The organism is Mycobacterium sp. 1465703.0 (assembly GCF_001672975.1).
In the GTDB taxonomy this organism is placed as follows: domain Bacteria; phylum Actinomycetota; class Actinomycetes; order Mycobacteriales; family Mycobacteriaceae; genus Mycobacterium.
In genome coordinates this window covers 1-8930 of sequence record NZ_LZKU01000148.1, presented here as the reverse complement: position 1 = coordinate 8930, position 8930 = coordinate 1, and the positions used below count along the sequence as shown (strand labels likewise).

The following is an 8930-nucleotide window of genomic DNA, read 5'->3' as shown; positions in this document are numbered from 1 at the left end:
CCACCGCCGAAGCGCATCAGCGGGGCAGCCCGGTAGAGCCGCTCGAATTTGCCGGCAAGCGGAGCCTGTTCGCTGCGATGCGCCAACAGGCCGTCGGGCCCGAGCAGGTCGAGCGCCAGGTCGGCGATGCGCTGGCGCAGCTCGCTGCTGAACACCTTCTCGACGCTGACCTCGACGGTGGGGATCACGCCGCTGTCCAGGATCGACGCCGCCTCATAGCCCATCAGGATCGCCACCGCCACGTCGGCTTCGGCCTGGACCAGCCGGCGGCGAAGCGACGGATCATCGGCGGGCACGGTCCCGTCGCGGCGCGGCCATTGCGCCAGCTCGCGCAACTCTTCGACGGCGCGACGCAGGTCTCCGGCGTTGGTCAGCGCACCGCGCTCGAGATCCAGCGCACCGGTGATGTAGGTCCAGCCGCGGTTGACCTCGCCGACCAGGTTGGTGACCGGCACTCGCACATCCCGGAAGTGCACCTCATTGGTGCGATAGCCCGACCAGGCGTACAGCGGGCGAATTTCCACACCCGGGCTGTCGATCGGCACGATGATGACCGAAATGCCCCGATGCCGGGCGCCGCTGGGATCGGTACGGACGCACAGCCATTCGTGCGTCGCGCGTTGTGCGCCGCTATTCCAGATCTTGGTGCCATTGATTACCCATTCGTCGCCGTCACGGGCGGCGCTGGTGCGCAGGCCGGCCAGGTCGGTTCCCGCCTCGGGCTCGGAATAGCCGACCGCGCAGATCATTTCGCCCCGGGCAATCAGGGGCAGCCATTCGGTTTTGTTGCGCTCGGTGCCGTGCCGCATGATCATCGGCGCCACCGACGTCACCGTCAGGTCGGGTCCGGGGACGCCCCAGTATTCGAATTCGCTTATCAGCAGATGCAGGTGAATCGCGCCCAGGCCCCTTTCGCCGGCAAGGCCCCCGTACTCGCGCGGCCAGTTCAGCCCGAACCAGCCTTTGGCGCCGATCTTGCGGCGAAACCGGGCCACCTCTCCGTTGGGAAATTCCAAGTCATGCTGGGCGAGCTCCGCTCGCAAGGCCGGGGTGACGTTGTCGTGCAGAAATTCGCGAACCTCGGTGAGCCAGGCGCGTTGCTCAGCGTCGAGTTCGAAATCCATTCCGGCGCCTGTGCCTTTCTGCATGCTTTTCACCGAGCAGCGTCAGCGTAACGCCACCGCGAGACAGCGCAAGGAATTTCGGCATTGCGTCACGCCCGACGCCGGGATTACCGGCGGGTGAACTGTAAACACGCTGTCAAACTCCCGTTAAAAGATGTCGGCACTCTCGCAGTTCTGCGGACGGGCTGCGAAAATTTTCAACAATCGGCTGGTCGACGTGGACCAGACACTCTGCCCAGTCCCAGCCTGAGGGAGAAGTCATGCCCACTGTTGAAATGCGCCTTCGTGAAGATCTGCGCAACTACTCAGTCGAATTGCGGCAATTGGCATACACCCTGCCGCTGGGGGTCGGCGAGCATGATCTGCTGCAACTGTCGGACCGCATGCGCGCCGCGGCCGATCTGATGGTCCGCAAGGGCGCCTAACAATAACCGTCCGGCCGCAAGCCGATCAGCCCCCTTTGAGGCGGATCTTCCAGCGCACGAAGCCCAGATACACGGCGCTGATGACGAACAGCATGCCGACGTCGAACCACCACGTCGCCGGGGTGTGCCGCCAGTGCGAATCCTTCGGAGTCAGCGGGGCTGGCACCAATTTCGTCAGGTAGGCGGTGGAAGCCGACGCCGCGAATCCCCAGCGCGCCGGGGTGGCCCACGACATCTGGTCGAGCCCCATGCGCGCGGTGACCGGGATCATTCCGCCGGAGAACACCAGCTGTGACATGACCGCCACCACCAGCAACGGCATGATCTGCTCGTTGGACTTCGCGACGGCGGACAAGGCGAGCCCCAGCATCGCCGACGCGACGCAGGTCAGGGCGACATCGGCGAACAGCTCGAGAGCCGGCTTACCCAGCGCCACGGCGCCCTGGGTCGGGGCGCCCTTGCCGAGCACCGCGATGACGGTCACGATCGCCGACTGGACGATCGCGAAGACCGTATACACGCAGACCTTGGCCAGCAGATAGGCCGACGTGGACAAGCCGACCGCCTGTTCGCGCAGGAAGATCGCGCGCTCACCGATGAGGTCGCGGATGGTCAGAGCTGTGCCCATGAACACCGCGCCGACGTTCAGCAGCACCAGGATCTGACCGGGCTCGTTTGGCGCGGCACCCATCGGGTTCGGGATGCCGAAGCCGACGTCGCCGGGTACCGACATGGACAGCGAACCCATGATGAACGGCAGCAGCGCAAGGAACACGAAGTAACCGCGGTCCGAGACGATCAACCGCATCTGACGGCGGGCGATCGTGGAGAACTGCCGGAACAGGCTGGTGTGCGCGGGATCGCCGAGCTCGGCGGGCTTCTCCGCGGGTGGCGGCGGAGGCGGCGGACCCGTCCTGGCCAGGTAGCGCGCACGTGACCCGTCAGGGTCGCTGGCGACGGTGCTGAAGATGTCGGCCCAGTTGGTGGTGCCCATGGCGGGGCCGATCTGGCTGGGCGGACCGCTGAAGGCCGTTTTGCCGCCGGGGCCGAGCAGCAACACCTGATCGCAAACGTCCAGGTAGGTCAGCGAGTGGGTGACCACCAGCACCACCCGGCCGGCATCGGCCAGTTGCCGCAACATCGTCATCACCTGCCGGTCCAGTGCCGGGTCCAGACCGGAGGTCGGCTCATCGAGGATGAGCAACGACGGACCGGTGAGCAACTCTAGCGCCACCGAGGCCCGTTTGCGCTGACCGCCGGAGAGCTTGTCGACCCGGGTGTGCAGATGCTGGGTCATCTCGAGTTCTTCGAGCACCCTGGCCACCACCTGGGCGCGGTCGTCCCTGGTGGTGTCCGGCGGCAGCCGCAGTTCGGCGGCGTACATCAAGGCCTGGTGCACGGTCAGCTGGCCGTGCACCACATCGTCCTGGGGCACCATCCCGATCCTGCTGCGCAACGACGCGTATTCGGCGTGCACGTTGTGACCTTCGAATGACACAGTCCCGGTCGTGGGGTGTGTGTATCCGGCGACCAGTCGGGCGAAGGTCGATTTTCCGGCGCCGGAAGGTCCGATGATGGCCGTCAGCGTGCCGGGAAGCGCGGTGAGTGAGATGTTGTCCAGCAACGTCTTATTGTTCTCGATCGTCCAGGTCACCCCGCGCACGTCGAGGCCGCCGCTGCGCGTCGCGGCCGCGGTCTGGTCGCGACGTGCCAGGTTGCCGCCGTGGAAGACCAGGTCGATGTTGCCGATCGTGACGACGTCGCCGTCGTGCAGTACGGCCGAGTCGACCCGGACACCGTTGACGAAGGTGCCGTTGATGCTGCGGTTGTCGTGGATCTCGGTGCCGGCGGGCGCCGGGACCAGGGTGGCGTGGTGGCGTGATGCCAGGACCTCGGGAATGACGATGTCGTTGTCGTTGGCGCGGCCGATCTTGATCGCGCCCGGGACGTCCAGCCCGCTCTTGCCCGGCCGCAGGATCTTCATCATCGACGTCGCGATGACGGACGAGTCGCCGCCGATGCGACCGGTCTGCGGTGCCGCGGGCTCCGCGGTGGTAGGCGGTGCGGCGTGCGCGGACGGCCCCCGATAGATCTGCGGCGCGTGCTGGGCTTCGCTGGACGGGGCGCTCAGTGGACCGTTGGTCGGGTGCGAGGGCTGCGGTCCCGACGGGAAGCTCGGCGTGGGTTCGCTGGTGGGTTGGCTGGGCTGCGCGGCGGTGGGCTGATGCACGGGGTGGCGGAACGAGGCCGACGCCGGCTGCTGCGGCTGCCCGGGGTGCTGCATACCGAACGCCGGGCTTTGTGGCGGGCTTTGTGGCGGGCTTTGTGGCGGGCTTTGTGGCGCCCGCGCCAGTGGTTCGCTGGGGTTGCTGACGATCGGTATCGAGGTGGTCAGCGGTGGTCGTCCGGCCGAACCTTGATGGCGGCCCACCTCGAACGTCAGCGCCGGACCGTCCGGATTCCCGACATTGACCCGCAGGCCGTCCTGGATGTCGACTACCGGCACCCGGCGGTTGTGGACATAGAGGCCATTGAGGCTGCCGTTGTCGATGGCGACCCAACGGCCCTGGTCATACCGCACGATCAGATGAGTGCGGGAGATCAGTGGATGGGCGACTCGCAGATCGGCACGCAGGTCACGCCCGATGACTACATCGTTGCCTGCCGCGAAGGTGCGCTCGGCTCCCTCGTACCGCACGGTCAGCGCGGGTGGGGCTGATGGGCTCATCAGGACCAACTGTAACGGCAGCGGGGCAACTTATCCGCTCGGTTCGTCCGCCTGCGGCGCAGTTAATTTCGTCGCCTTCAACCGGCCACCGCGGCATTGCGCAGGCTGCGCATAATCGGGACCTTGGCGCGAACGGCGGTCACGTCCTTGACGAAATCGCCGAGGTATTTGATGGCCCGCCTGCCCTCGGGCAAAACGTCGGCGGCCAAAGGGAAGTCGTGAATCTGTCCGTCCCACAGATGCAGATCGCAGTGGATCCCGCTGGCTTCCAAGCGCTTCGCCATCAGCTCGGCATCGGCGACCAGCAGCTCGTCCGAGCTGGCATGAATGGTGACCGGCGGCAACGACGACAGATCGGCGTCCACCGGAGAGGCCACCGAGAAGTCGCCCTCACCTTCGCCTTCCACAACCTGCGCGTTGCTGAGGAATTGGGCGAACCGCGAGAACGCCCGGCGGGTGAACATGGAGCACTTGCGGCCGTTGCGGTGCTTGAGTTTTCGCACCGGATCCACGTCGGTGAACGGCGAGACGGCCGCGACTCCGGCCGGCTCCATGATGCCGTCCTGGATCGCCAGGAGCGTGGTCATGAACGCCAGGTATCCGCCGGCCGAGTCGCCGGCCACCACGATCCGGTCACCGTCGTATCCGCGATCCTGCAGCCAGCGCAGGCCACTGATCCCGTCGTCGATGGCGTCGGCGATCTGGTGTGCGGGGAGCTTCCGATAGGCGACGGCGAGGATGGGGGCATCGGCCGCCTGCGACAAGCGGGTCACCATGGAACGGTGCGTGTTCAGGCCGCAGGTCAGGAATGCGCCGCCGTGCAAATACAGGATTGCTCGCTCCCCCGATACGCCGGGCGCGCGAACCCATTCGGCGGAACAGTTGTCCAATCGCACCGATTCGGTTTTCGCCGCGTATCCGACACGCGGGAACAATCCCGCGACGGTGTCGACATACTCGAACGGCCAATTCAGGTTCGGCGTCATTGCCCAAGCACGGACCGCGTTCTTCACGATCAAACGGCTGGCGAGCCCTACGGCGACCGATTGCGGGCTGTGGCGATGATGAACGCGTCGCGTCGTCGCCACACTCGGCAAAATATGCGTCGGCTCGGTTGTACTCACCATTGGGTTTCAACCTCCTAAGTGGACCCCGAGTACCCGGCTTACCGAATGGAAAAACGGATTTCACGTGCGACAACTGTCGGGTCCGTCACTGTTTACCTTCCGTAGAGATGGGTAACACTCGCTTATCTCTCTCGAGGTTTCCGCGCGGGCGCGTTCGGTCCGAATCGGCTGTTGCCGAGGCCGCGAATGGCCCAAGATATGAGCGATGACACACGCCAGGCACGTGGAGCCGCTACTTACCGACCGGGTGGCCGTCGTCACGGGCGGCGCGGGAGGAATAGGCGCGGCGACCGCGAGGCTGTTCGCCGAACACGGTGCGAACGTGATCATCGCCGATATCGACGCCGAACTCGCCGATGCGACGGCCGCGTCGATCACCGATTCCGGCGGAGCGGCCTGCGCGGTCGTCACCGACGTCCGCAAACCCGACGAGGTCACCCGGTTAGCCCACAAGGTGCTGGATCGGTTCGGCCGGGTCGATGTGCTGGTCAACAACGTGGGCCATTGGCTGCGCCACCCCGGGAACTTCGTCGATACCGACCCGCAATTATGGGACGAGCTTTACCGGGTCAACCTGCATCACGTTTTCCTGCTCACCCATGCGTTGCTGCCGACGATGGTGGAGCGGCACACCGGTGCCATCGTCAATGTCTCGTCGGTCGAGGGGCTGCGGGGCTACCCGGAGGATCCGGTGTATGCCGCGTTCAAAGCCGCCGTCAATGCCTTCACCCGCAGCCTCGCGGTTCAGGTGGGCAACGACGGGGTGCGGGTGAACGCGATCGCACCGGATGTCACAGAATCCCTGCAAGTCCCTTATTCGCAATGGCTTTCGGCCGAGGAACAAGCGCAGTGGCCGCAGTGGGTACCGGTCGGGCGGATGGGGGTGCCCGAGGACCAGGCCAGCGTCATCCTGTTTCTGGCGTCCGACCTCTCGGCGTTTGTCACCGGCCACATCATTCCCACCGACGGCGGCACCGGAGCGGCCGGCGGATGGTTCCGCTCGACGCGCCGGCCCGGCCGTCAGTGGACCAATCGGCCCATCGCCCCGTGATCAGAGCGGGCGCTCAGTGCGAAAGGTCCTGCGGGACTGGGTAAACCACGTGTTCAGGCGGTGGGCGTGGGCTGGAATCGTGCTTGATCGTCGAGGATCGTCACCGGGATGCCGTTCAGTACGCCATTGCCGGAGGGCTCGTCGACAAACGTTGGCGGAGACAGCACATTGGTGTTCGCGCCGGGTGAGGCGTTGGCCACCGACATGCGCGTTCCGGGCTTGCCGTGCCCCCAACCGTGCGGCATCGAGACCACACCGGGTTTGATGGAGTCGGTGACTTCGACGGGAACCGTGATCTCGCCGGCCTCGGATTTCACCGTCACGATATCGCTGTCGGCAACCCCGCACCGGGCCGCGTCATCGGGATGGATCAGCAACGTGCACCGGTCTTTTCCCTTCATCAGCGCGGGCACGTTGTGCAGCCAGGTGTTGTTTGACCGCAGGTGCCGGCGGCTCACCAGGACGAGCGGCTCGGCGGGCCGCTCCATGCGCGCGGCCAGCCGCGGCAGGTCGTCGAGCAGGTACTGCGGGGCAAGCCGGATTTTCTTGTCGGTGGTGCCGAGGATGTCGGGCAGTTGCGGCACCATCGGTCCGAAGTCGATTCCGTTGGGGTTGGCCTTGAGCATGTCCAGGGTGATCCCGCCGGGTTTCTTGCCGTACTGGTCGCCGAAGGGTCCGGTTCGCAACGTGAGGTCGAGCATTCGCTCAGGGCCCGCCGTGGTCGTAGAGCTTGCGGATCTCCGCGCCGTCGAGCCCTTGGGTGAAGGCCAGGTAGTCGAAGAAGCCGTCGTCGATCGCGGCGACGTCGACGTCCTCGGCGGGGGTGCCGGCGCACAGGCCGGTCAGCCGGATCAGGATCTCCCATTCGTGCGGGCGCTCGCCCGGATCGAACACCGGAGCCGAATAATTGGCGATGCTGTGAATGGCGAAAAGCAGGATCAGATCGTCGTGGTGGGGCTGCTCGAGCGGGGACAGTCCGGGCAGGATGACATCCGCGTGCCGCGTCGTCTCGTTGAGCCAAAGGTCCACGGAGATCATCGCGTCCAGCATCGGCAACACTTCGTCGAGCTTGTCACCGCCGGGGGTGGACAGCACCGGGTTGCCCGCGACGGTGATCAGCGCCTTGAGCTGCCCGTCGCCGGGCGTGGCGATCTCCTCAGCCATGCAGGACACCGGCGCCTGACCGAGCACCTCCTTGGCGCCGCGCACCCGGGTGTGCCAACGGCCGAAATCCGCGGCACCGCCCTCCAGGCCGGGTAACGGCTGCGTGGTGATCGACCACGCCGCCGGCTTGGGGAACATCGCGCCGCCGGGGGTATCGAAATGACCGGTGAGAATATTGATGACATCGACGAGCCAGCTGGCCAAGCTGCCAAACTCCTGATTGCACAAACCGATTCGGCCGTATACCACCGATCTCTCGGTTCCCGCGAGTTCGCGCGCCAGCCGGCGAATGCGGTCCTCTCCGATCCCCGTGACGGCACTGACCCGCTCCGGTGGCCAGTCCGCGACGGCCTGCCGCATGATGTCGACACCGTCGACGTGGCGGCCCGGGTTGATCAGGTCCTCGGCGAAGAGGGTATGCGCGACGGCCAGCAGCAACGCCGCGTCGGTGCCCGGCACGATCGGCAGCCACTCGTCGGCGCGCGCGGCGGTCAGGGTGCGCACCGGGTCGATCACAATGACCTTGCCGCGTCGACGAATCCCGTCGATCAGACCCATCACGTTGGGCGCGGCCAACAGTGACCCTTGCGACGCCGCGGGATTGGCACCCATGATCACCAACAGGTCGGTGCGCTCGATGTCAGGCACCGGGAAGTTCCACCACAGTCCATACATCAGGTGCGACGACAGATTCTTCGGCCATTGGTCGACCGTGCCCGGCGAATACGTGACCGGCATACCCGACATGCCCATCAGCACGCCCGCATAGCGGGCCAGTGAAAACGAGTGCGCCAGCGGGTTGCCGGTGTATGCGGTGACGGCGCCGATGCCGTATTTCTCGATCACCGGAGTGAGCAACGCGGTGCAACGGCGAAACGCCGCATCCCAGCTGACTTCCTGCCATTGGCCATCGATCTTGATCATCGGCTGGCGGATGCGATCCGGATCGTCGTGCAGAGCCGCAAGCGAGGTGCCTTTGGGGCACAGATGTCCGCGGCTCCAGACGTCATCGCGGTTGCCACGAATGTCGGTGACACGCCCGTCCTCGACATGAATTGCCAAGCCGCACATGGCTTCACACAACGGACAGGTGCGCAGGTGGGTGCCGTCTTCGCCCGGTTTCATCCACTCACTGTATTCCGCTACCCGAGGTAGCGGAAGTGCGGAAATCGGGTCAGGTCGTCCAGGGTCCGAGTCCGCCGACCTTGTCGATGCGGATGCGTGTCAGGTATCCAGGCGGCGCGCCCGAGCTGCTGAGGGAACTCAATCCGGTGCTGGGCGATCCGAATACGAAGTTCCCACCGGACGGCG

Annotated in this window: 5 protein-coding genes and 1 pseudogene; 2 read left to right on the top strand and 4 right to left on the bottom strand. The window is 65.8% G+C overall.

Annotated elements, in window-relative coordinates; translation table 11 throughout:
* On the bottom strand, positions 1-1124 hold a 1124-nt coding region (locus A5625_RS13090), incomplete at its 3' end, for an acyl-CoA dehydrogenase family protein (RefSeq protein WP_066994024.1).
* 260 nt (positions 1125-1384) lie between these two features.
* Between A5625_RS13090 and A5625_RS29595 the strand changes: the two genes are divergently transcribed.
* Entirely contained in the window at positions 1385-1549 is a 165-nt protein-coding gene (locus A5625_RS29595; RefSeq protein WP_197516083.1) for a hypothetical protein, read from the top strand.
* A 25-nt stretch (positions 1550-1574) separates the two neighbouring features.
* Here the strand turns inward: A5625_RS29595 and A5625_RS13085 are convergent, their stop codons facing one another.
* Both A5625_RS13085 and A5625_RS13080 read right to left on the bottom strand, forming a co-directional pair.
* The gene (locus tag A5625_RS13085) at positions 1575-4277 is read right to left on the bottom strand and encodes an FHA domain-containing protein (RefSeq protein ID WP_369830006.1); all 2703 of its coding nucleotides are present in this window, start codon (positions 4275-4277) and stop codon (positions 1575-1577) included.
* A gap of 77 nt (positions 4278-4354) precedes the next feature.
* On the bottom strand, positions 4355-5404 hold the full coding sequence (locus A5625_RS13080; RefSeq protein WP_156748185.1) for an alpha/beta hydrolase: 1050 nt from the start codon (positions 5402-5404) through the stop codon (positions 4355-4357).
* A 205-nt stretch (positions 5405-5609) separates the two neighbouring features.
* Here A5625_RS13080 and A5625_RS13075 point away from each other — a divergent pair, with 205 nt between their 5' ends.
* Entirely contained in the window at positions 5610-6455 is an 846-nt protein-coding gene (locus A5625_RS13075) for an SDR family NAD(P)-dependent oxidoreductase (RefSeq protein WP_066994021.1), read from the top strand.
* Positions 6456-6508: 53 nt separating this feature from the next.
* Here the strand turns inward: A5625_RS13075 and A5625_RS13070 are convergent.
* Positions 6509-8744: pseudogene (locus A5625_RS13070) on the bottom strand (molybdopterin-dependent oxidoreductase).
* Positions 8745-8930: the final 186 nt, after the last annotated feature.